We start from the raw sequence: 22,652 nt of genomic DNA on the forward strand, positions 1-22,652 counted from the left end.
TCACCCGATGCCCCGCGCGATCAGCGGGCCCAGCCGGTTGGCCAGCCCCAGCGGCAGGCGCTGCCATACCTTGATCTGCAGCGAAAGGCCCGCGCTGGTCGGATCGGCTTCGCGCTTTACGCTGCCGGGCGCAGTCCAGGTGGCGTAAGTGAGCGGCTCCGGTTCGAAGCCCCAGTTGCGCTTGAAGTGATACGCGCCGCTGTTCGTCTTCGAGCGTCCGAAATCGAACACCGTGCAACCGCGCCGCCGGGCATGGAGCATCAGTTCGTAATACATGCGGTCGTTGGCCCGCAGCCGCCGGGCATCCCATGTCCCCCCGCCCCAGTACGGCATCACCGCCCCGGCATGATAGACACTGATGACGCTGGCGACGGGTCTGCCTTCATGCCGCACCGTCAGGATGTCGGCATCGCTGCCGAACCCGTTGACCACCGCATCCAGCAGTGCGCGGGGAAACACAGGGGTGCCGAGATTGCGGTAGCTTTCGCAGAACACGGCGTAATGCGCGGCGCGGTCCCGCTCGGCGGTGCCCACGTCAATGGTCAGGTCGATACCCAGCGACCGGCGTACTTCGGCACGCTGCTTTCGCGGAATGTCCAGCAGTTGCGCTTCATCGTCGGCGGCAAGGGCGCGCGCGAAGTTGGCGTGCGATTCGGTCTTGAGCGCCCAGCCTCCACCGGCGTCAGGCAGAACGCCGCCGCGCAGTTCGATAGTCGGGCAGGACAGGCGCACCGCCAGTTCCTTGGCCGCCGCGAACATTGCCTGCGGCACCGCGCCTTCGGTCACCAGCAGCCCGCCGCCCACCGCAAAGCCGGTGGACGCCAACAGCCGCCCGAACACGGGTGAATGGATGGCGTCGAGCGGCAGGAAGGCGACGATCTCTCCCGCGCGCTCCTGCACCAGCGCCAGCGCACCGTTGCCGGTGGCATGGGCGACCGACACGAACCATGCGGGCCGGTGGAACGGCGTGCCTTGCGGATGGCGCGAAACGAAGCCTTCCAGCCGCACAATCTCGCCCGGATCCGCAAGGTCGACAAGGCGCACCTGCGGCGTAGTCAAGGCAAAGGGTGCGTTCACGCGGACAGCGCCGCCGCTGGCAGCGGCTCTGCGCGCAGGGCTTCGCGGGCGGCCAGTTCGTCCATGCGGCCCCAGCGGAACTCACCGACCAGCCGGCTCAGCTTGGCCGCCATGACCGACAGGTTGGTGTAGTGCCGCAGCCGCGAGCGCAGCGGTGCGCCTTCGACGCGCGGCTGGCCGGGATCGATCTCCCACGGATGGAAATAGAACACCGCAGGACGCTTGTCCTCGCGATTGACCTGCCGGATCGCCCAGCGCGAAAAGCCGTAGGGCAGCACGCGGAAGAACCCGCCACCGCCCGCCGCCAGACGGCGTCCGGCGAACTGCGCCGTGGTAACGGGAATCTCCACCAGCTGGGCATCGGCGATGGGCCGGAACGCAAAGCGCGGCGCCTCGCGCCAGCCGTAGTGGTCGTGCGCGATCGGGGCCACGCTGGAGCTATAGGCGTAGCCCTGTTCCGCCAGCACGTCGAACGCCCAGGGCGTGCGCGCATCGATGGAGAAGCTGGGCGCGCGGTATCCTTTCACCGCTTGGCCGGATGCATCCTCGATCACCTTGCGCGCACGCTCGATGTCGGCGGCGAAGGCTTCCTGGCCCAGCCGGAACACGCGTTCGTGATCCCATCCGTGGCTGGCAACTTCGTGCCCCTCTGCGGCAATGCGGCGCATGAGCGCGGGATGGCGCTCCGCCACCCAGCCCAGCGTGAAGAACGTGCCCTTGACCCCCGCATCCGCGAACAGCTGCAGGATCTCGTCGCAGTTGCGCTCCACCCGCGTTGCCAGCGCGTTCCAGTTCGCGCGGTCGATCACCTTTTCAAAGGCGCCGACCTGGAACCAGTCCTCGACGTCGACCGACAGGCCGTTGATCGGCACCGACATTCCCGTGATGCTCCCTCAGGCGACGTTGCGCTGACCGTCGCCGCTTTCGATCCACTCGATCAGCATGGTCAGCGTGTGACGCAGGGTGCGCTCGGTTTCGGCCAGCCGCACTTCCAGCTTTTCCGCGCGGGCGCCGGTATCCGCGAGCTGTGCCTGCAGTGCCGCGACCTGATCGGCGTGGCCGGTCTGGTCGGCACGCGCCTGTGCGGCGGCGGCCTCGCGTTCCTCGGCAACGGAAGCAAGTTCCACCACCGCAGACTGCAATTCGCCGATCTGCGCATCACGATCTGCCAGCGCATCCTCGATCAGGCGGATGGCAGCGGCGCTGTCCAGCCCATCGCGACCCGCAAGCGCGGCGTCGATCATGGCGGAAACTTCCGCCTCGTCGATGCCCGGAGTGGGCGCCGTGAACCCCTGCGCCATTCCGAACTCACCGGACGAGAACGGGGCCTGCGCGAAGGTCGCGGGAACCGCAGGTTCGTCCACGCGGGTGACCACGGCTAGTGCGCCATCGTCGTTCATCTCGTCCAGCACCTGCTGCAGCATCGCCGCGTCCAGATGCTCGCGCCGGTCCACCGCGCCCAGCAGCAGCAGGCGATTGACCAGCTGGTTGATGCGGCGCGGAATGCCGTCGGTGGCGTCATGAATCGCGGGGAAGACTTCGGCATCGAAGCCGGGGTTGCCCTTCCAGCCGACGCAGGCCAGGCGATGCTCGATATAGGGCTGCACTTCGCGCGCCTGCATCGGGCCAAGGTGATGGGTGGCGATCACACGCTGGCGCAGCTGCTCAAGCTGGTTGCTCTGCAGCAGCGTTTCGCGGAACTCGGGCTGGCCCAGCAGCAGCGTCTGCAGCAGCGGCTGCGACCCCAGCTGGAAGTTCGACAGCATGCGCAGTTCTTCCAGCGCGCTGACCGACAGGTTCTGCGCCTCGTCCACGATCAGCAGGCAGCGGCGACCGGCGCGTGCTTCCTCGTGGAAGAATGCCTCCAGCGTGCCGAGCGCCGAGGCCTTGTCGTGCCCCTGCACCGGCAGGCCGAACGACTGAGCGACGACGTGGACGATCTCCTCTCCGTCGAGCGCGCTTGTCACCACGTTGGCGGCGGTCATCCGCGCCGGGTCGATGGTGGCCATCAGGTAGGCGACCAGCGTGGACTTGCCCGCGCCGACCTCGCCGGTGATGACCACGAAGCCCTCGCCCTGCGCGAGGCCATAGCCGAGGTAGGACAGCGCCTTGCGATGGGTGCTGCTCTCGAAATAGAACGCGGGGTCGGGGGTCAGCTGGAAGGGTCTGGCGTCGAGCCCGTAGAAGTCGTCGAACATCGGATTGCTCCTTCTCAGAACGTGTAGCGCAGACCTGCGAGCGCCGAAGCGGTCCACAGGTCGTCGATGGAGGGGGCGGCGGATTGCTGTCCGTAGAGGGACACCGCAACGGTGCCGCGCAGGCGCGGCGCGAACATCTTGTAGTAGCTGGCAGTCGCGCCGTAGCCGGAGACATCGGTGGTCAGCGGATCGTTGCTGTCGATCCAGTTGGCGTAGACGTTGGCCGACCAGCCCGCATCCCGGCCCAGATCGCCGCCGACATAGGCGGTCATCCACCAGTTTTCGTCCACCACGCCGTTGGCCGATGCCAGGATGGTGCCCTCTGCGGCGATGTACCGGCGGCGGTCGTAGCCCGCGCCGATCCCCGCGTTGATGCGGCCGATCTGCATCGTGTAATTCGCCGCCACGCCGCGCGCGCGGAACACCGAAGAGCGCACCGAGCCGAGCACGCCCGACAGGCAGTTGCCGCTTTCCAGCGAAGACACGCAGCCACGCAGTTCGCCGGTGACGGGATCGCGCACGACTTCGAAATCGTCCGGCAACTGGTCCAGCGCGCGGTTCAACTGACCGCCGAAACCGGCGATGTTGTCATAGACGTTGACGCTGAACTGGCTGCGGTCGTTGGGCGCATAGGCCAAAGTGCCGCCGTAAGTGGTCGATCCGTAGCGACGCCCGACATGCGCCGACAGCGAGGTGCGGCGGCTGGGCCGCCACATCACCGCGACGTCCCAGATCAGACCACTGACATCATACGACAGCTGGCGCGGCACCGACTTGTCGGTACGGTATCGCCCGTCAGAGCCGATCACCGGAACCCCGTCATCACCGCGCAGGACGTCGCGGTTGGACACCTCGACATCCTCATAGCCGATCGCGCCGACCACCTGCACGGTGCGGCTGACCGGCACCGTCACCAGCGCGCGGGCCTGTGCATCGCGCACCCGCTGATCGAGGTTGGATATGTCTTCCTGATAGAAGCTGCCTGCCGCGCCCATGCCTACTGGCAGCACCGTGCCCGGCGCAAAGCCCGCCTGCACGTCCGCCATATGCGATACGCTCTTGTCGAACACGTCCGCCGCGGCACCCGTCTGCGCGTCCTGTGCGCGGCTGGACTGGTCGACCTTGGTGAAGCCGGCGCGGTAATTGCCCGAAACGTCGAGGTCTCCCACGCGGGTCTGCACCGAAGGCCCGGCATAGGCCGAATAGACCGTCGTCTTGCCGTTGCCGGACAGTGTGCCGGGGGCGAGCGCGGGGCCGCCGTTCTCGACGTTGACCTGCGAGGCAAGCGCGCCCGCCTCGATCGTCACGCCGCGCGCTACGGTGGTATAGCCGCGCACCAAGCCGCTGATCGCGTCTCCATCGCCTGCACGCCGGCCCCAGCCGAACTGCCGCTGGTAGCGGACAGAGGCGGCAAGGCCGTTGTTGCGGCCCTGGATGGAAGCATCGACGCCGACCGCCGCCTGGGTGTAGGTCAGCACCTGATCGCCGGGCGAAAGTTCGGCGGTGACGATCTGGTCGATCTCGATATAGGGCGCGATGTCCACGCGCTTGCCGCCCTGCCCGCGCTTGCGGTCGCGGCCATGGCCGCGCACATCGCGGTCCTTGCCGGACGAGGCCCCGGCATCGCTGCCGCTGCCTGCCCCCGCCGAGCCGATGCCTTGTGCTCCGGCGGTCGCTGGCATGGCAAGCGCGGCCAGCAGCACCACGCCGGCCGATGTGGTGATCCCCCTGAACGTCATCCCTTATATCCGTAGTACGAGCCGAACCGGCGGCCGCTGGGGCTGAACTGCGCCGCGTTGAGCAGCAGTTGCACGTTGGGGCAGGCGTTGAGCAGCGATATGGTGTCGTCCAGCGCACCGCGCCCGGTCCTGTCGGCGCGCACGATCACCACGGTCTGGCCCACGTACTTGGCCAGTTCCGCCGCCGGGGACGCCGCCAGCGCAGGCGGCGAATCGAACACGACCATGCGGTTGGGCGCGCCCTGCGTTAGCCGGTCGAGAATGCGCGCGGTGCGCGAACTGGACAGGTATTCGCTATCATGCGCGGTGGTATCGCCCGCGGGCAGCACCCACAGGCCCGGAATGTCGGTGCCCAGCACGCAGTCGGCCACGTCGATGCTGTCGTCCATCAGCGCGTCCATCAGCCCCGGACCGCCCGGCAGGCCAAGGCCAGACAGGATCGACGGCTTGGCGAAGTCGGCATCGACCAGCAGCACTTCGCTTTCCCGTTCCGCCGCGATCGACAGCGCCAGGTTGAGCGCGCAGTACGTCTTGCCCTCTCCGGGATGGGGGGAGGAGATCAGCACCCGCTGCGCCATCGGCCCGGCCTTCTGGCGGCGCAGGTCGGCGGCCTGTACCAGCAGCTGGCGCTTGACGATGCGGAACTCTTCCAGAAGTTCGGTAACGGCCCCTTCCGGAACGATAAGGCCCTGTTCGCGCAGATGCTCCCGATCCACCGGGTGGAACGTGGTGCTGAACCGCGCCGGTTCGGGAGCAGGTTCAGCCGGGGTGGACTGCACATGGTCGGCCACTGGAGCAACCGGCGCAGGAGCAATCGAAGCAGACGTGGTGGGAGAGCTGCGGACAACCGGCGCCATCGATGCGCCACGGCGCACGGGGCGTTCCGGGAACGTGGTCGGCTTCGCGATCAGGCTGTCGAAGTCGAAACGGCCATTGGCCCGCTCGAACAGCGATTCGCCTTCGGGAGTTTCCGGCTGGTCGGGTACGGGGATCTTGCGGTGATCGGTCATGTCTGCGCCCCTTATGCCACCATTCCGCGCTGGATGAATTCCGCCGCGAGAAGGACCACGAACAGCCCGCCCAGCGCCGCCGTCCCGGCGTAGAAATACTTCAGCCGCTTTGCCCGCAGCGCGCGTGCGCCGTCTGTCAGGCTGTGCGAGATCGCACCCAGCACCGGCAGCCCGGTCGCCCGTTCCAGCCCCCCCGTCGTCGCAAAGACCGACCGGAAGCGACCAAGCGCGAAGGCCGCCGCGCACCCGCCCGCAAGGCCCACGACCAGCACGCCGAACAGCAGCACCGGGCGGTTGGGCGCGATCGGCGCGCGCGGGCTCGTCGGCGGATCGACGACCTGGAACTTCACCGCCTCGCGCTCGGTCTTCACCTCGCCGCGCAGGCGCAGTTCCTCGCGGTCCTGCAGGAGCTTGTCGTATTGCTGGCGCAGCACGTCATAATCGCGGTTGATGCGCTGGGCTTCGGTCGCAAGTTCGGGATCCTGAATCGCCGAGGCGGTCAGCTGCGCGATGTCGGACTGCGCCGCCGCCTTGCGCGATTGCAGCGCCTGCACGTTGGCCTGCCGCTCTGCCCGGATCGACTGCAGCGAGCTGTATGCCGGATTGATCGTGCCGCCGCCGCTTGCCGCTTCCTGCGAAGCGGGGCCGCGCAGCGCCGCCACCTGATTGCGGGCAGCGATGACATCGGGGTGATTCTCGGTCAGGCCGCGCGCGCGCATGGCCGCCAGTTCCGCCTGCGCACGGGCCAGAGCGGACTGCGCGCCGCCATCGGCAGCACCGCCCGCGATCGTGCGCGGGGTGCCGGCCAACTGGCCGTCGATCGCCGCCAGCGCGCTTTGTGCCGCCGAAAGATCGGCTTCCATATCGCGAAGCGACGTGCGCGAACCTTCCAGCCGCTGCGCCACAGCCGCGCCGCCCAGCGCCATTTCGGGATGCGCCGCTTCGAACGCGGTGCGCTTGGTTTCCGCCGCTTCCAGCTCGCGCTCGCGGGCGCGCAACTGCTGGTTCACGAACTCCAGCGTCTCCACCATGTCGCCACGGTCGCCGGAGAGGTTCTCCTCACGGAAGATGTCGATCATCTTCTGCGCGATGTTCTGCGCCAGCTTGGCGTTTTCCGCATCCGAGAACGACTTGTCGTCGGCGTAGGCGGTGATCTCGAAGAGGTTGTCCTCCTGGCTCACCACCTGCACGTTCTTGCCCAGCCTGAGGACGGCGGCTTCCATCGCCTTGGGACTGTCTATCGTGTCGCCAAGGCGGGTTGCGCGCACCACCTTCTCCAGATTGACGGCGCTGGTCAGCGTCTGGCGGATACGCTCGATGTCGCGCTTCTTGTCCGCCACACCGATGCCCACCTGTTCGGCCAGGGCATCGTCCAGCTGGATGAAGATGCGCGCCTTGGACTGATAGCTGTTGGGGATCAGCGCTACCACCAGCCAGCCCGCCAGGCAGATCGCCCAGGCGACGGCCAGCGCGATCCAGCGCCGGTGCCAGATGCTGTGCAGCCCCGCCAGCAGTTCCTCGTAGAGCGATTCCATTTAGAACATGCTCTCCGGAATGATGATGACGTCGCCAGGGGCAAGCATCACGTTGGCCTTGCTGTCACCCTTCTTGAGCAGGTCGCCAAGGCGCAGCTTGTATTCCTGCTGTTTGCCGCTTTCCTTGTCGAAGCGGATCAGGCGGGCGCTGTTGCCCGACGCATATTCGGACAGGCCGCCCACCGCGATCATCGCGTCAAGCACGGTCATGTTGGCGCGATACGGGATCGACGCGGGCTTTTCAGTGGCACCGACGACGCGGATCTGCTGGCTGAACGTGCCGGAAAACCCGTCGACGATCACCGAAACCAGCGGATCCTCGATATATTGCGAAAGCTGCAGGCGGATATCCTCGGCCAGCATCGACGGCGTCTTGCCCACTGCGGGCATATCGGTGATGAGCGGCGTGGTAATGCGTCCGTCAGGCCGGACCTGCACCTTGGCGCCCAGTTCCGGATTGCGCCAGACGAACACCGTCAGCTGGTCGAGCGGGCCGATGACGTATTCCTCGCCCGGCCCTTCCTGCATCGCCACGAACGAGGCGGGCGGCAGTTCCTTGGCCGGTCCCGGCCCGCCGCAGCCGGTCAGGACGACGCTGGCCAGCGCTGATACGGCCAGAAGTCGGGCTGGAAGATGCGGCATGAACAAGTCCTCGTCTTGGCCCTGCATTCCCGCGTGGTCGGCACGCAGGGGTGAAGAGGGTGAAATCAGCGTTCCGTATCCGTGCAAACGGTGAATATTGCGTTAGCCTTGCAAGGCTAATTCCGCCGTGGTCCCAAATCGGGACGACGATGAGATCGGGGTTAACGGAGGGTCACACCAGCATTTCGCGCGCCGGCCCCTGACCCAGGAAGTTCGCAGGGCTAGCACTGGCGCCGTAAGCCCCCGCGCAGAACACCGCGATCAGATCGCCCACGTCGGCGCGGGGGAAGCCGCCTTTGTCCGCCAGCTTGTCCAGCGGGGTGCACAGGCAGCCGACGATGGAAGACTCCTCTTCCACTTCGTGCCCGAATCGCGTGGCGATGGCCGAGGGGTAGTTGCGCCGCACGACGGTGCCGAAATTGCCGGACGCGGCCAGCTGGTGATGCAGGCCGCCGTCGGTGACAAGGAACACCTCGCCATGGCTCTCCTTGCGGTCGATGACGCGGGCCAGATAGACCCCCGCCTCGCCGACAAGGTAGCGCCCCAGTTCGATGCAGAACGCGGTATCGCGCAGCACTTCCGGCAGATCGTCCATCCTTTCGGCAAGACGTTCGCCCACCAGCGGCAGGTCCAGCGGCGTGTCGCCGGGGAAGTACGGGATGCCCAGCCCTCCGCCCAGATTGCAGTGAGGCAGGACCACGCCGCTTTCTTCCGCCAGCCGCGCCGCCAGTGCCAGCGCGTGACCCTGCGCTTCTGCGATGGCCTCCGCGTCCAGCGCCTGGCTGCCTGCAAAGATGTGGAAGCCCCGCCACTCCGCCCCGCTGGCGACCACTTCGCGCACCAGCGCCGGCACGCGATCGGCATCGATGCCGAAGGGCTTGGCGCCGCCGCCCATCTTCATGCCCGACCCCTTCAGGTCGAAATCGGGATTCACGCGGATCGCCAGTCGCGGCATCAGGCCCAGCTTCTCACCGATGGCGAAGGCGCGGCGGGCTTCACCCTCGGATTCCAGATTGAGCGTCACACCCGACCGGATCGCCGCTTCCAGTTCGCCATCGCGCTTGCCCGGCCCCGCGAAGCTGACCTTGTCCAGCGCCAGCCCTGCCCCGCGCACTATCTCCAGTTCACCGCCCGAAGCGATATCGAACCCGTCGACCAGCCCGGCCATCAGCGCCAGCAGCGGCGCAAAGGGGTTCGCCTTTACCGCGTAATGCAGCGCAACCCGCTGCGGCAGCGCCGCCCGCAGGGCCGCCACGCGGGCGCGCACCAGATCGGCGCTGTAGAGGAACAGCGGCGTATCACCTGCCTGCTCCACCCACTGCGTAACCGGACGCCCGGCCACCGACAGGACGCCGTCGATGGCCGGATAGCCGGCAGGGATCGGACCGAGCGGCTTCATGCCGATGCTCCTGCAAGGATTTCGCCAACAATCTCGGCGGCCAGCCCGGTACGGTCCAGCTTGCCGTTGGGGCCGACCGGCATCGCCGCGCGCCAGTGGATGACTTTAGGTTGCATGAAGTTGGGCAGTTCCTGCATGAGTGCGCGCGGCAGTTCCTGCGCCGCGTCGGGTTGGCCGGGGGCCGCGCGGGCGACAAGGTGCACCGCTTGCCCCAGCCGTTCGTCAGGGACGCCGAGCGCAACCGCCTCGGCGACGAGGCCGGTCGCCAGCGCGGCTTCCTCCACTTCCTGCGGAGAGATGCGGTGGCCCGCGCTCTTGATCATCGCATCGCGGCGCCCGACGAAATAGAGCAGCCCTTCGCCGTCGCGCCGCACCCGATCGCCCGACCATACCGCGATCCCGCCATAGCGCGATCCGGCAGGCGCAGGCCGATAGCGTTCCGCGGTGCGTTCCGGGTCCTGCCAGTACCCCTGCGCCACCAGCGGGCCGCAGTGCACCAGTTCGCCCTCCTCATTATCGGCGGCGATCTCCCCCGCATCGTTGACGACGAGGATCTCGGCATGGGGGATCGCCCGGCCCATGGACGTGGGATGCGTATCGACCAGCGCCGGATCGAGGTACGTGGAGCGGAACGCCTCGGTCAGTCCGTACATCGGGAACAGGCGTGCATGCGGGAACAGCGCGCGCAGCCGCCGTACAAGATCGACGGTCAACGCGCCGCCGCTGTTCGTCAGCCTGCGCAGCCGCGCCGCCGTTTCGGGCGGCCAGTCCAGTTCGGTCACCTGCACCCACAGCGGGGGGACCGCCGCCAGCGTGGTGATCGCGTGGCGCTCCACCGCCTTCACGACATCGCGCGGCATCAGGTAATCCAGCGGAACCACGCAGCCCCCGGCATACCACGTGGAGAACAGCTGGTTCTGCCCATAGTCGAACGATAGCGGCAGCACTGCCAGCGTCCGGTCGTCCGCCGCCATGCCGAGGTAATCGGCCACGCTCTCCGCCCCAAGCCACATGTTGGCATGGCTCAGCATCACGCCCTTGGGCCGCCCGGTGGAGCCGCTGGTGTAGAGGATCGCGGCCAGTTCATCCGCCGACGCCGTGGACCGGGGCAGAGCGCCGTCAAGTTCGCCCGCCAGCCCCAGCGCGTCCTGTTCGGCCACCAAGCGGCATCCTTCGGGGATGTCCCCCGGCTCCAGCGTCTTCAGCCGCGCCGGAGTGCCGATCAACAGCACCGCACCGCTGTCGGCCAAGATATGCGCGACCTGCGCGTGCTTGAGCAGCGGGTTCACCGGCACATGGACCAGCCCTGCCCGCGCCGCCGCCAGCGGCATCAGGCAGGTAAGTTCGCCCTTGGCCGCCCACGTCGCCACGCGCGCACCGCGTTCCGGCACCGCATCGGCCAGCCATGCAGCCAGCCGGGCGACACCCGATCTTAAGTCCTTCCAGCTAAGCACCGCATCGCGCAGCACCAGCGCGTCGTCTTCGTCCTTTCCACGCAAGGCCAGATGGTCGATGGGAAGGACGGGGCCTGCGGGGCTGCCGGACATGATGCAAAATGGCTCCGCGATCGAATGAAGGACATTGTGGTCGAAACGACCTATCACCGCGACGTTAAGGAAGTCCAATCGGACGATGCGCTTGCCGCGCTGTTGTCCGACGATGCCCAGCACGCGCCGTTCGACCGGCTCGATTGGTGGCAGGGTCTTGCCGAGCACTGCGGGCCGCAGCCGCTGATCGTCACTACGGGCACAGGCGCGGACCGGGCCGTGCTGGCGCTGGACTGCACCGATGCGGGCCATCTCCGCTCGCTGGCGAACTGGTACACCTTCCGCTTCCGTCCGATCTTCACGACAGAAGCGCTGCTGGTGCCGCTTGCCCGCTCGCTGCGCAGCCGCTGCCGCCGCGTGACGCTGAACGGCGTTCCGGACGAGGACGGCAGCGCCACCAGCCTGACCCGTGCGTTCCGTTCCGCAGGCTGGGTCGTCCACCGCATCGTTTGTGACACCAACCGCGTTCTCGCCGTCGAAGGGCGCAGCTATGCCGACTACATCACCGCCCGCCCCGGCAAGCTGCGCACCACCCTAAAGCGCAAGTCCGCAAAGGTCGCCACGCGCATCCTGACGCATTTCGACGAGGCCGCCTGGGCGCAGTACGAAGCGATCTACGCCGAAAGCTGGAAGCCGGAAGAAGGCTCGCCCGCGTTCCTGCGCGCCTTCGCCGAACGCGAGGGCGCAGCGGGACGCCTGCGGCTGGCGCTGGCCCATGCCGCCGACGACCTTGCCGTGCATCCCGGCTGCCCTGCCATCGCCGCGCAGATGTGGACGGTGGAGGGCGGCACCGCCTTCATCCACAAGCTGGCGCACCGCGAAGCCGCAAAGCCGCTGTCGCCCGGCTCGGTCCTGACCGCCGCACTGATGCGCCACGTCATCGATGACGACGGCGTCGCGACGGTCGATTTCGGCACCGGCGACGATCCCTACAAGCGCGACTGGATGGAGCAGCAGCGCCCGCGCTATCGGCTTGACATGTTCCGGCCCCTCAACCCGCGCAACTGGCCCGCGCTGGCGAAGATCGGCGCGCGCGCCCTTGCCGCAGTTGCGAAGCGCAGCTAGAGGGCGGCGGTTGGGGAAGACGGAACAGAATGAACGCCATGCAAGACGACACCGACCTGCTGCTGCGCCGCATCCTGACGGATGTGCTTGGACTGAAGCCGGGTCAGGCCGATGCGTTCGATGCCGAAACCGGCCTGTTCGGACACCTGCCCGAACTCGATTCCATGGCCGTTGCCGGTCTGCTCACCGAGATTGAGGACCGCCTGGACATCATCATCGACGATGACGAGATGGACGGCGAAATGCTGGAAACCTACGGCGGCCTGCTGGCCTTCGCCAAGGCCAAGCGCGCCGCGTGATGATGGTCCGGGGCCGATGACACCTGCGCGCTGGCCCTGCCCGCTTCCCGGCGGCGGCACCAGCGACGAATTTGCGCTGTCGTTCGACCGGAGCCGCCGCGCCCGCCTGCTCATCGTCCCTGCGCTGTTCGACGAAGGCAACAAGCTGCGACGCTTCACCGTGGATCTCATGCGACGGCTGGACGCAGCAGGGATCGACAGCGTGCTGCCCGACCTGCCGGGCTGCAACGAAAGCCTGCTGCCGCTGCAGGCGCAGGATCCTACCGACTGGCTGGACGCGATGACCGCCGCCGCGCGTCACTTCCGGGCCACGCATGCGCTGGGCATCCGGGGCGGCTGCCTGTTCGTGCCGCAAGGTCTTTCGGCTTTCCACTACGCGCCGGTACGCGCCGCCGCGATCCTGCGGCAGATGCTGCGCGCCCGCATCCTGTCCTCGCGCGAAGCCGGGCGCGAAGAAAGCCGCGAGGCACTGGCACAGGCAGCAGTGACACAGGGCATAACGCTGGCGGGCTACGATCTGGGTGCGGACTTCTACCGCCATTTCGAACCGATGGCACCTCAGCCCGCCACCGGCGTCCTCACGCAGGAAGAAATCGGCGGCAGCGGTCTATGGCTGCGCGCCGAACCTTCGCACGATCCCGCGCAGGCCGAAGTGCTGTGCGCCGTGCTCGCTTCCCGGATCGACGCATGACGCGGCGGCATTTCACTTTCCCCTGCGAGGGCGCGCAACTGGTCGCCACGCTGGACGAAGCGGCGGGCAGGACCGCGCTTCTGATCGTCTCGGGCGGGAACGAAGTGCGGGCAGGCGCCTGGAACGGGCAGGCACGGTTCGCCGCCCGAATCGCCGCGCAGGGGTTTCCAGTGCTGCGCTTCGACCGGCGCGGGGTGGGCGACAGCGAAGGCGAGAATCGCGGCTTCCGCCATAGCGCGCCCGATATCGCCGCCGCAGCCCGCGCTCTGCACACTGCTGCACCGAATGTCGATCGCATCATCGCGCTAGGCAACTGCGACGCTGCCAGCGCGCTGATGCTGGCAGGCGGCGCCGGCCTCGACGGACTGATCCTTTCCAACCCCTGGACCATCGACGACGGCGCCGAAGACGCCCCCGCCGAAGTCGTGCGCGACCATTATCGCCGCCGCCTTGCCAATGCGGCAGCGATCCGGCGGCTGCTCAGCGGCAAGGTATCGCTGGTGAAGCTGGCTCGCAGCCTGATCGGCGCCGTTCGACCTGCCCGGCCCGCGCCGCAAGGTCTTGCCAGCGAAATTGCTCAAGGCATCGCGGAGTTCGGCGGCCCCATCCGCTTCCTAGTCGCCGGACGCGACCGCACCGGCCTCGCCTTCCTGTCGCACTGGGACAAGCGGGATTCCCGGCTCACAACCTGCCCCCAGGCTTCGCACAGCTACGTCGAACCGGAAGCACAAGACTGGCTGGCGGAAAACGTACTGCACATGCTCCGCACCTGAATACCCAGTTCAGGCTTGGCGCAGGGCCTCCGCAAGATCATCGCGAATCGCGGCAATCCTGTGCAGCAGATCCTTGTCGTGCTCTGTTTGCGCCGCCGGCTGCGATTTATAAGCCAGCGGTTCGATGACCTGCCCCTCGATCGCCTTGGCCGCACCGCGCAGGGTATACCCTTCGCGATTCACCAGCCGGTCGATTTCGGCGATCAGGGCGATGTCCTGCGGGCGGTAGTAGCGGCGATTGCCGCTGCGCTTGATCGGCTGCAGCGTGGGAAACTGTTCCTCCCAGTAACGCAGCACATGCGGACGCAACATCAGCGCCTTGGCGACTTCGCCGATCGTGCGCAGCGCCTGCGGGTCCTTGCCGTCGGCGAACGGTGCCTGCTCAGCCGCGCGGTCATCCGCACGAACGTGGTCGGACCGGACATCTTCGAAAAGGTTCGCCGCAGGGGTATCAGTCGCCAAAGTATCCATGCCTGCCTTTTCCTGACGGGGCTTCCCGTCAATCCGCGGCGATACGGTCCTTCAGCATCTGGCTTGCCCGGAAGGTCATGACGCGCCGCGGCGTGATCGGCACTTCGACGCCGGTCTTGGGATTTCGCCCGATCCGCTCACCCTTGTCGCGGAGCAGGAACGTGCCGAAGCCCGAGATCTTGACGTTCTCTCCGTTGCCGAGAGCCGTGGTCATGTGCTGCAGGATCGCTTCCACCATGGCAAGCGACTCGGCACGGGATATGCCCAGTTTACGATGAATCGCCTCTGAGATCTCTGCTCTGGTCAGAGTATCGGTAGACGGCAAGGTTTCCGTAGAGCGCATCGTTCCCGCATCCCCATAGTGCGCAATGGAGAGCATAATATTATAAAGTTGGAATAAATCAACGGTGCGTCCAATATTGAACGCATCATGCCAAATGGATCGCTCGATCAGACCCGAATGAGGCTGGCACCCCAGGTAAATCCGCCGCCCATCGCTTCGAGCATGACCAGATCGCCCTGCTTGATCCGTCCGTCCCGCACCGCCACGTCAAGCGCAAGAGGCACCGAGGCGGCGGACGTATTGGCATGCTGGCCCACCGTCATCACGACCTTTTCGGAAGGCAGGTTCAGCTTTTTGGCGGTTGCTTCCAGGATGCGGGCGTTGGCCTGATGCGGCACCAGCCAGTCGATTTCGGAAGCGGAAATGCCCGCTTCCTCAACGACTTCGCGCAGAACTTCGGCAAGATTGACGACCGCATGGCGGAAGACTTCGCGACCCTTCATGCGCAGCTTGCCGACCGTCCCGGTGGTCGATGCCCCGCCATCGACGAACAGCAGCTGATTATGCGCACCATCCGCGTGCAGGCGCGAGGCGAGAACGCCGCGCGGTGCCGGACCGTCCTGCTCCTGCGCCTCAAGGACGATCGCACCCGCGCCGTCTCCGAACAGCACGCAGGTGGTGCGGTCTTCCCAGTCGAGGATGCGGCTGAACGTCTCTGCGCCAATCACCAGCGCACGTTTCGCCATGCCGGTGCGCAGCATCGAATCGGCCACGCCCACGGCATAGAGGAAGCCCGAACACACCGCAGCCACGTCGAAGGCGATGCCGCCCGGACGGCAGCCCAGCTGGCTCTGCACGATCGTGGCGGTGGCGGGGAACGTCTGGTCCGGCGTCGCCGTGGCCAGCACGATCAGGTCGATGGAGGCCGCTTCGATCCCAGCCGCTTCCAGCGCCTTGCGCGCCGCTTCGGTGGCAAGGCTGGAAGTCGTCTCGTCATCCTGCGCTATGTAGCGGTTTGAAATGCCGGTACGCTCGACGATCCACTCATCGCTGGTGTCGACGCGGGTCGCCAGTTCGGCGTTGCTGACGGCGGTGCGCGGCAGGGCCGATCCGGTGCCGATCAAAACCGAACGGAGCGTCACGCGCGCTCTTCCTCAAAACCGGGAGCCGTGTTCGATGCACCCCTTGGCATGCGCCAGGTCGCCCCTCCCAGACGGGCAAGGTCGGCAGAAATGCGCTCGGTCACGTTTTCCTCCAGCAGCCGGGCGGTGACCGCCACGGCGTTGGCGACACCGGCGGCATTGGCGCTGCCGTGGCTTTTCACGACAATGCCGTTGAGGCCAAGGAAGACCGCGCCATTGTGATTGTTGGGATCGAGATGGTGCTTGAGCAGGTCGGTCGCCGGCTTGGAGATCAGGAACCCGATCTTGGACCGCAGCGAACTGGTAAACCCGCGCCGCAGCAGGTCGGCCACGAACCGTGCCGTGCCTTCGACCGCCTTGAGCGCGACGTTGCCGGTGAACCCGTCCGTCACGACCACATCGACGTCACCGCGATTGATCTTGTCCGCCTCGGTGAAGCCGTCGAACGACATTGCGAGGTTTTCCGCAGCGCCTTTGAGAACGGCAGCGGCATCGCGCAGCTCTTCGGTGCCCTTGGTTTCCTCAGTCCCAATGTTGAGCAGGCGCACCCGCGGCTCATCGCGGCCGGTGGCGACGCGCGAATAGGCCGCGCCCATGATCGCAAACTGGACCAGGTTGCGGCTGTCGCACTCGGTGTTGGCACCAAGGTCGAGCATGATGACGTCGTTGTCACCCAGCGTCGGTAGCAGAGCCGCCAGCGCGGGGCGATCGATGCCGGGCATCGTGCGCAGCGAAAGCTTGGAAATCGCCATGAGCGCGCCGGTATTGCCGCCGCTGACGGCAGCCCCGGCGTGACCCAGCTTCACCGCTTCGATTGCGCGCCCCATGGACGTGCCCTTGGCGCGGCGAAGCGCCTGACTGGGCTTCTCCTCGCCACTGATGACGCCATCGGTGTGCAGGATTTCGGAGCTGGCCCTCAGGTTCGGGTGATTCTCGAGAGCGGCCTTGATCCGCGCCTCGTCCCCCACCAGCAGGAACTTGAAGCGGTCATGCCGACGGCGCGCAAGCGCGGCGCCTTCGATCATGACGCGCACGCCCTCGTCGCCGCCCATCGCATCGATAGCGATACGCGGCAAACTCATGGGGCTTTCTCCGAAATACGTCTTGAGATCTAAGTCTTAGACTTCGACCGCGACGATTTCACGACCATTGTAGTGGCCGCAGGCATTGCACAGGTTGTGCGGGCGCTTCAGTTCGCCGCAGTTGCCGCATTCGTGGAATGCTTCAACCTTCAGCGCGTCATGGCTGCGGCGCATGCCCCGGCGGGAGGGGGTCGTTTTTCTCTTAGGGACAGCCATTTCGGCACCTGTTCCTGCAAATACGTTTCTGTCAAAAAGGCCGCCGGTGACCGGGTAGGGGCACGGCGGCTTGCGAAGGCGCGCCTATACCGCATTCCACGCGAGTTGCAACCCGTTACTCCCGCAAGCATGAAGCTGTCACCATTGGAGAGTAGGCCCATATGATTCTGCAGACCACCCTCAGCCTTTCCGCCGCTGCCGCCGTGCTGGCCTTCTGGCTGGCGGTACGGACGATCAGGGCGCGCCTTGCAGCCAGGGTGTGGCACGGGGACGGCGAGAATCCCCTGCTTCTGCGGCGTATGCGCGCCCAGGCCAATTTTGGCGAGAGCGCACCCTTCGTGCTGGTGCTGGTCGCGGGAATCGAATTTGCGGGCAAGGGCGGGGAATGGTTGCCGATCGTCGGAGGGGTCTATCTGCTGGCCCGGATCGCGCATGGCATCGGCATGGACAAGGCGGAAAAATCTCCGCTGCGGGCTGCCGGATTCGGCGTGTCGATGCTGACGCTGCTGGGGCTTGCCGCCATTGCCGTACTGATCGCGACGGGGCGATTCTGAAGGAACTGGGTCATCCCGGACGCGATCCGGGACGACCATCGGTTTCAAGCCGGTACGCCTCGCGCGATCGCCTCGTCGCTGACGTAGGGGTTGGTCCGGCGCTCCTGCCCGAAGGTGCTGACCGGGCCGTGGCCAGGCACGAAGGTCACGTCGTCGCCCAGCGGCCACAGCTTGTGCGTGATCGAGTGCAGCAGGTCTTCCAGATTGCCGCGCGGGAAGTCCCAGCGGCCGATGCCGTTCTGGAACAGGACGTCACCCACCATCGCGAATTTGCTGGGAGCATGATGGAACACGACATGGCCCGGCGTGTGGCCGGGGCAATGGACGACGTCCAGCACCAGTTCGCCCACGGTCACGGTATCGCCGTCCTGCAGCCAGCGGTCCGGCTCGAAGGTATGGGCCTCCATATTCCAGCGCGGCCCGTCATCATCCAGCTTGGCGATCCAGAACCGGTCGTCCTCGTGCGGGCCCTCGATCGGCACGCCCAGTTCGGCGGCGAGCACTCCGGCCTGCCCGCAATGGTCGAGATGGCCATGCGTGACGAGAATCTTCTCGATCTGCACCCCGGTCTTTTCCAGCGCCTGCCGCAGCTTGGGCAGGTCGCCGCCGGGATCGACAAGCGCGCCCTTCATCGTGGCAGTACACCACAGGAGCGAGCAGTTCTGCTGCAACGGCGTGACGGGAATGATCCCCACGCGCATCTGTCGTTCGGTGCCTTGCGTCATGCTGCAGGAAATGGCCGCTGCGCCGCGCAAATGCAACCTGCCCGCGCCGGCTAGATCCGCCCGCCCTTCCACACCACGCGCCCGGTCACCTGCACGTCGCTGGCGGGGCATTCCAACGGAGGATAGGCGGGATTGTCGCTGATCAGCACGATCATGCCGGGCCGTGACGTGTCGAGTCGTTTCACCAGTATGCTGTCGCCCAGCCGCACCACGTGAATGCCATCGCGCGAGGGGCGCAGGGTGCGGTCGACGAGGATTTCGTCTCCGTCGCGCAGGGTCGGCTCCATCGAATCGCCGCTAACCACGATCGTCGAGAGCTCGCCCGGTTGAAGGCCCATCGTGCGCAGCCAGCGGCGCGAAAAGCGGATGGTGTCGAACACCAGTTCGCCGTCCGGCTCTGTCCCCGGCCCCGCCGAGGCGCCGACAGCAAGGCGGGGAACGTCGATCCAGTCCGCCTTACCCTTCCGCACCGATTGCTCCGGAACGGCGTAGGAATTTTCCTTCGCCTGCCCCAGCTCTTCCTCGCTCACGCCGAAGAACCGGGCCAGCATGCCGCGGTCCTGTTCCTCCAGCTTTCGCGGGCTGCCCTTGCGCACGAACTGTTGCAGATAGCTAGGGTTCTTGCCCAGCATCTGCGACAGCTTGAGCAGGCTGACGCGCTTTTCATCCGCCAGCTGCAACAACCGGGTGCGGACTGGATCAGGTGCGGGCTCACTTACCATAATGTAATCCGTATCCGTAGGAAATTTCCTAGACATGTAGGATTTAGATAGGAACATAGCAGAAACATCAAGCGAAATTCTACAGGAAAGGACCATACCGGATGCTGCTGCGCCAGATAGAGCGCTTTCTTCGCCAGACGCGGATGCCTTGGACCAAATTCGGTCGCCTGGCTGCGCAGGATCCGCGCTTCGTGGCCGACCTTCGCAACGGACGCGTTCCGCGCGGCGACACCATCGCCCGGGTCGAAAACTTCATGCAATCCTATCACGCCAGCGCCGGAGAGAGCCGCCATGCACTCTGAACTCGTTCTCGAAAGCCCTCTCCCCCTCGTGCCGGCCAAAGCACCCGCGCGCGGCCCGTGGCTGCGGCTGCTGTCCGAGGTACTGCGCCTCGCCGGGCCCGAAGTCGAGTTCGTGCATCACGGCGAACGCGACTGGGCAAGCGCCACGTTCTCGGGCGCGCGGCACAGCATCGCGCTGGCGTTCGACGGGGCGCAGGCGGTCGCTGCCGCAGAAGCGCTCATCGCCGCCCTGCCCGATCACGAATTCACCGTGCCGCGCCATCTGGTGGCCGACGCGGTGATCGCCTCGGTCGAGCATCGCCAGTCACCCCCGCACATGGCGGTGGAAGTGGAACTGCTGGTGATCGTGGACGCATGATGCGCAATCCGCCCCGGTCCCTGCTCCGGGGCGGCCGCTTATCGAACCGGCTTCACAGCGCCCGCGACAGTTCCTTGATCTCGGTGTTGAGGATGTGATCGTTTTCGGAATAGTCCACCGGGCAATCGATCAGGTGGACGCCTGGCGTATCCCGGCAATGGGCGAGCAGTTCCTTAAGGTGCGCGGCGCTTTCCACGCGGTAGCCGTTGGCGCCGTAGCTCTTGGCATACTGCACGAAATCCGGGTTTCCATAGGACAGCCCGAAGTCCGCAAAGCCCATGTTGGCCTGCTTCCAGCGGATCATGCCATAGGCATTGTCGTTGAGGATCAGCACCGTCAGGTTCAGCCCCAGCCGGACCGCCGTTTCCATTTCCTGGCTGTTCATCATGAAGCCGCCGTCGCCGCACACGGCCAGCACCTTGCGGTCCGGATAGACCATCGCGCTGGCCATGGCGGAGGGCAGCCCCGCCCCCATCGTCGCCAGCGCATTGTCGAGCAGCACGGTGTTGGGCTTGATCGCGCAGTAGCCGCGCGCGAACCACAGCTTGTAGACCCCGTTGTCTAGGCACACGATCGCATCGTCGGGCAGCGCGTCGCGGATCTGCTGCACGGCATGCGGTGGGAAGATCGGGAAGCGTTCGTCCGCCGCCAGCTTCGCGGTGTGCGCCACTTCGGCGGCGCGGAAGCGCAGCATCGCGTCGAAGTTCCAGCCGGGCGACGGCACGATCGCTTCCTTGATCTGCCACATGGCATTGGCGATGTCGCCGATGACCTCGATGTGCGGGAAGTACACCGGATCGACTTCGGCGGTCTTGGTGGAGACGTGGATCACCACGCGGTCGTCTCGGGTGCCGTCGTTGTGCATGAAGAACGGCGGCTTTTCGATCACGTCGTGGCCGATGTTGACGATGCAGTCGGCATCCTCGATCGCGCGATGGACGAAATCTCCGGCGGACAGCGCCGCGCAGCCCAGGAACTTCGGGTGCCGCTCGTCGATCACGCCCTTGCCCAGCTGCGTGGTCAGGAACGGGATGCCGGTCTTCTCGACGAACTCGCCCAGCATCTTGCTGGTCATCTTGCGGTTGGCGCCCGCACCGATCACCAGCACCGGACGGTGGGCGTTCTGCAGCGCTTCCACCGCCTGGGAGATCGACTTCACGTCTGCCGAAGGGCGCCGCACGATCGACGGGGGGACGGGGCGCGAATCGGTATATTCGTCGGCGATGTCCTCGGGCAGTTCGACGTGGGAAGCGCCGGGCTTTTCCTCCTCTGCGATGCGGAACGCCTCACGCACGCGGCTGGGGATGTTGTCGGAAGACGCCATCTGGTGCGCGTACTTGGTGATCGGCTGCATCATCGAGACGACGTCGAGGATCTGGAAGCGGCCCTGCTTGGACTTCTTGATCGGCTTCTGGCCGGTGATCATCAGCATCGGCATGCCGCCCAGCGTGGCATAGGCCGCAGCGGTGACGAAGTTGGTCGCTCCCGGTCCCAGCGTGGAGAGGCACACGCCCGCCTTGCCAGTATGACGCCCGTAAGTGGCCGCCATGAAACCGGCGCCCTGCTCGTGCCGGGTCAGGATCAGCTTGATGCGTTTGGAGCGGGACAGCGAATCGAGGAAATCGAGGTTCTCTTCGCCCGGCACGCCGAAGATGTATTCGACGCCTTCCTGCTCCAGGCATTCGATGAACAGGTCAGATGCCTTGCGCTTGTCGCTCTCGGCCATGGTCCCGGTGTCTCCTCTTGTCTGCGCGCCGTCCCTGACGCCGGCTGTCCTGTCGGGGCTGATACGCGATCTACCCCCGTGGTGTCCCTGATGAATTGACCAGCCTGCAGGCCGGGCCGGTCAGTATCCTGCCAAAAGATCGACCTGATGCGCCAGCGGCTCGCCCTGCTGGTAACGCGCTAGGTTGTCGAGGAAGCGCGCCGACCCGCGGGTGAACAGCGCGTCCTGCGCCCGGCCCGACAGGTGCATGGAGATATGCACGTTCTCTCGCGACCACAGCGGATGGTCGGACGGCAGAGGCTCGGGCGTGGTCACGTCCAGAAAGGCGCCGCCCAGATGCCCCGAATCGATGGCGGCCAGCAGCGCGTCCTGGTCGATCACCGAACCGCGCGCAAAGTTCAGCAAGGTGGCGCCGGGCTTCATCGCTGCGAACTGCTCCGCACCGAACATCCCCGTCGTCTGCGGGGTGGAGGGAACGATCAGGATCACCCAGTCGAACCGGCCCAGCGCGCCCTGCCATTCGTCCTGCCCCAGCTCTCCGGCCTGCGGGCGGCGGCGCGCCGTGGTCACGCGGGCACCGAACGCGCGCAGCAACTCGGCGATCCGGCCGCCGATCTCTCCCGCGCCGATCACCAGCACTTCGGAATCGAGCAACTCGCGCGTGCCCGGCGGCTGCGCCAGCCATTCGTGCCGATCCTGCGCGCGCACCACCTGCCGCCAGCCCTTGGCCATCGTCAGCATGCCCATCAGCGCGAATTCCGACACGGTCTGCGCATGGATGCCCACGCCGTTGGTCAGCCGCACCCCGCGTTCCCGGAACAGGTCGAGCGGCAGCCAGTCCACACCCGAGGACATGGCGTTGTACCACTTCAGCCCGGTCATCAGCGCGATCGCCTCGCGCGCCTTGGGCTGGGCGACCATGTCGAGCCACGCCACTTCGGCGCGCGGGGCCAGTTCGATCAGCTGCTCCGCATCCTCGAACCACAGCGGATCGACGCCATCGGGCAGCTTACCCTCCAGCCAGGATCGCGAATTGGCGTTGATGAGGGCGACGGTCATGAAGAACTCCGAATCCGGGCTGGCACAATGAGTTACC

General features: G+C 66.5%; 25 protein-coding genes. 7 read left to right on the forward strand and 18 right to left on the reverse strand.

Annotated features, from left to right (window positions below; all coding sequences use genetic code 11):
* The 9 genes from GGR40_RS04530 to GGR40_RS04570 all read right to left on the reverse strand — a co-directional run bounded on the left by GGR40_RS04530 (position 1) and on the right by GGR40_RS04570 (position 11,147).
* Positions 1-1,077 carry a FemAB family XrtA/PEP-CTERM system-associated protein gene (locus GGR40_RS04530; protein ID WP_429274981.1) on the reverse strand — a complete coding sequence of 359 codons (1,077 nt, stop codon included), beginning with the start codon at positions 1,075-1,077 and terminating at the stop codon, positions 1-3.
* Positions 1,074-1,955, reverse strand: coding sequence for an XrtA system polysaccharide deacetylase (locus GGR40_RS04535; protein ID WP_429274982.1), 882 nt, complete (start codon positions 1,953-1,955; stop codon positions 1,074-1,076). Before GGR40_RS04535 ends, GGR40_RS04530 begins: the two co-directional genes overlap by 4 nt.
* 15 nt (positions 1,956-1,970) lie before the next feature.
* Positions 1,971-3,275, reverse strand: coding sequence for an XrtA/PEP-CTERM system-associated ATPase (locus GGR40_RS04540; protein ID WP_429274983.1), 1,305 nt, complete (start codon positions 3,273-3,275; stop codon positions 1,971-1,973).
* 14 nt (positions 3,276-3,289) lie between these two features.
* Complete coding sequence (locus tag GGR40_RS04545) at positions 3,290-5,014, reverse strand: preprotein translocase subunit YajC (RefSeq protein WP_429274984.1); 1,725 nt, start codon at positions 5,012-5,014, stop codon at positions 3,290-3,292.
* Entirely contained in the window at positions 5,011-6,024 is a 1,014-nt protein-coding gene (locus GGR40_RS04550; protein ID WP_429274985.1) for a P-loop NTPase family protein, read from the reverse strand. The genes GGR40_RS04545 and GGR40_RS04550 overlap by 4 nt, the downstream gene beginning before the upstream one ends.
* A gap of 11 nt (positions 6,025-6,035) precedes the next feature.
* Complete coding sequence (locus GGR40_RS04555) at positions 6,036-7,559, reverse strand: XrtA system polysaccharide chain length determinant (protein WP_429274986.1); 1,524 nt, start codon at positions 7,557-7,559, stop codon at positions 6,036-6,038.
* Positions 7,560-8,201 carry an XrtA/PEP-CTERM system exopolysaccharide export protein gene (locus GGR40_RS04560; RefSeq protein WP_429274987.1) on the reverse strand — a complete coding sequence of 214 codons (642 nt, stop codon included), beginning with the start codon at positions 8,199-8,201 and terminating at the stop codon, positions 7,560-7,562.
* Positions 8,202-8,373: 172 nt separating this feature from the next.
* Entirely contained in the window at positions 8,374-9,600 is a 1,227-nt protein-coding gene (locus GGR40_RS04565; protein ID WP_429274988.1) for a pyridoxal-dependent decarboxylase, exosortase A system-associated, read from the reverse strand.
* Complete coding sequence (locus GGR40_RS04570; RefSeq protein WP_429274989.1) at positions 9,597-11,147, reverse strand: acyl-CoA ligase (AMP-forming), exosortase A system-associated; 1,551 nt, start codon at positions 11,145-11,147, stop codon at positions 9,597-9,599. Before GGR40_RS04570 ends, GGR40_RS04565 begins: the two co-directional genes overlap by 4 nt.
* Before the next feature lie 24 nt (positions 11,148-11,171).
* Between GGR40_RS04570 and GGR40_RS04575 the strand changes: the two genes are divergently transcribed.
* From GGR40_RS04575 to GGR40_RS04590, 4 genes are read left to right on the forward strand one after another with little or no spacing between them, the layout of a single operon-like run.
* On the forward strand, positions 11,172-12,212 hold the full coding sequence (locus tag GGR40_RS04575) for a GNAT family N-acetyltransferase (RefSeq protein WP_429274990.1): 1,041 nt from the start codon (positions 11,172-11,174) through the stop codon (positions 12,210-12,212).
* A 38-nt stretch (positions 12,213-12,250) separates the two neighbouring features.
* Positions 12,251-12,511 carry a phosphopantetheine-binding protein gene (locus tag GGR40_RS04580; RefSeq protein WP_429275224.1) on the forward strand — a complete coding sequence of 87 codons (261 nt, stop codon included), beginning with the start codon at positions 12,251-12,253 and terminating at the stop codon, positions 12,509-12,511.
* A 16-nt stretch (positions 12,512-12,527) separates the two neighbouring features.
* Entirely contained in the window at positions 12,528-13,202 is a 675-nt protein-coding gene (locus tag GGR40_RS04585) for an alpha/beta hydrolase family protein (RefSeq protein ID WP_429274991.1), read from the forward strand.
* A complete protein-coding gene (locus GGR40_RS04590; protein ID WP_429274992.1) occupies positions 13,199-13,975 on the forward strand; it encodes a hydrolase 1, exosortase A system-associated in 777 nt (258 codons plus the stop codon). Before GGR40_RS04585 ends, GGR40_RS04590 begins: the two co-directional genes overlap by 4 nt.
* Before the next feature lie 9 nt (positions 13,976-13,984).
* On the opposite strand, the gene GGR40_RS04595 is transcribed toward GGR40_RS04590, so the two are convergent.
* The 5 genes from GGR40_RS04595 to rpmF all read right to left on the reverse strand — a co-directional run bounded on the left by GGR40_RS04595 (position 13,985) and on the right by rpmF (position 17,169).
* Entirely contained in the window at positions 13,985-14,446 is a 462-nt protein-coding gene (locus tag GGR40_RS04595; protein WP_429274993.1) for a MerR family transcriptional regulator, read from the reverse strand.
* A 28-nt stretch (positions 14,447-14,474) separates the two neighbouring features.
* Positions 14,475-14,789: an integration host factor subunit alpha gene (locus tag GGR40_RS04600; protein WP_429274994.1), complete on the reverse strand. Its 315-nt coding sequence runs from the start codon at positions 14,787-14,789 to the stop codon at positions 14,475-14,477.
* Positions 14,790-14,896: 107 nt separating this feature from the next.
* The gene (locus GGR40_RS04605) at positions 14,897-15,871 is read right to left on the reverse strand and encodes a beta-ketoacyl-ACP synthase III (protein ID WP_429274995.1); all 975 of its coding nucleotides are present in this window, start codon (positions 15,869-15,871) and stop codon (positions 14,897-14,899) included.
* The gene (gene plsX / locus GGR40_RS04610; RefSeq protein ID WP_429274996.1) at positions 15,868-16,953 is read right to left on the reverse strand and encodes a phosphate acyltransferase PlsX; all 1,086 of its coding nucleotides are present in this window, start codon (positions 16,951-16,953) and stop codon (positions 15,868-15,870) included. Before plsX ends, GGR40_RS04605 begins: the two co-directional genes overlap by 4 nt.
* A 36-nt stretch (positions 16,954-16,989) precedes the next feature.
* Positions 16,990-17,169 carry a 50S ribosomal protein L32 gene (rpmF, locus tag GGR40_RS04615; protein ID WP_232496339.1) on the reverse strand — a complete coding sequence of 60 codons (180 nt, stop codon included), beginning with the start codon at positions 17,167-17,169 and terminating at the stop codon, positions 16,990-16,992.
* A gap of 161 nt (positions 17,170-17,330) precedes the next feature.
* On the opposite strand from rpmF, the gene GGR40_RS04620 reads away from it, so the two are divergent.
* Positions 17,331-17,723 (forward strand): MAPEG family protein, encoded by a 393-nt coding sequence (locus tag GGR40_RS04620; RefSeq protein WP_429274997.1) that lies wholly within the window; start codon positions 17,331-17,333, stop codon positions 17,721-17,723.
* Positions 17,724-17,767: 44 nt separating this feature from the next.
* Here GGR40_RS04620 and GGR40_RS04625 read toward each other — a convergent pair whose 3' ends face one another.
* On the reverse strand, positions 17,768-18,448 hold the full coding sequence (locus tag GGR40_RS04625) for an MBL fold metallo-hydrolase (RefSeq protein WP_429274998.1): 681 nt from the start codon (positions 18,446-18,448) through the stop codon (positions 17,768-17,770).
* Positions 18,449-18,498: 50 nt separating this feature from the next.
* Complete coding sequence (locus tag GGR40_RS04630; protein WP_429274999.1) at positions 18,499-19,170, reverse strand: S24 family peptidase; 672 nt, start codon at positions 19,168-19,170, stop codon at positions 18,499-18,501.
* 101 nt (positions 19,171-19,271) lie between these two features.
* On the opposite strand from GGR40_RS04630, the gene GGR40_RS04635 reads away from it, so the two are divergent.
* Both GGR40_RS04635 and GGR40_RS04640 read left to right on the forward strand, forming a co-directional pair.
* Entirely contained in the window at positions 19,272-19,472 is a 201-nt protein-coding gene (locus tag GGR40_RS04635) for a hypothetical protein (RefSeq protein WP_429275000.1), read from the forward strand.
* On the forward strand, positions 19,462-19,830 hold the full coding sequence (locus tag GGR40_RS04640) for a hypothetical protein (RefSeq protein WP_429275001.1): 369 nt from the start codon (positions 19,462-19,464) through the stop codon (positions 19,828-19,830). The genes GGR40_RS04635 and GGR40_RS04640 overlap by 11 nt, the downstream gene beginning before the upstream one ends.
* A 52-nt stretch (positions 19,831-19,882) precedes the next feature.
* Here GGR40_RS04640 and GGR40_RS04645 read toward each other — a convergent pair whose 3' ends face one another.
* Both GGR40_RS04645 and GGR40_RS04650 read right to left on the reverse strand, forming a co-directional pair.
* Positions 19,883-21,556 carry an acetolactate synthase large subunit gene (locus GGR40_RS04645; RefSeq protein WP_429275002.1) on the reverse strand — a complete coding sequence of 558 codons (1,674 nt, stop codon included), beginning with the start codon at positions 21,554-21,556 and terminating at the stop codon, positions 19,883-19,885.
* 120 nt (positions 21,557-21,676) lie between these two features.
* Positions 21,677-22,615: a D-2-hydroxyacid dehydrogenase gene (locus GGR40_RS04650; RefSeq protein ID WP_429275003.1), complete on the reverse strand. Its 939-nt coding sequence runs from the start codon at positions 22,613-22,615 to the stop codon at positions 21,677-21,679.
* Positions 22,616-22,652 lie beyond the last annotated feature (37 nt).

It is taken from the genome of Novosphingobium gossypii, from assembly GCF_050433305.1.
Classification (GTDB): domain Bacteria; phylum Pseudomonadota; class Alphaproteobacteria; order Sphingomonadales; family Sphingomonadaceae; genus Novosphingobium; species Novosphingobium gossypii.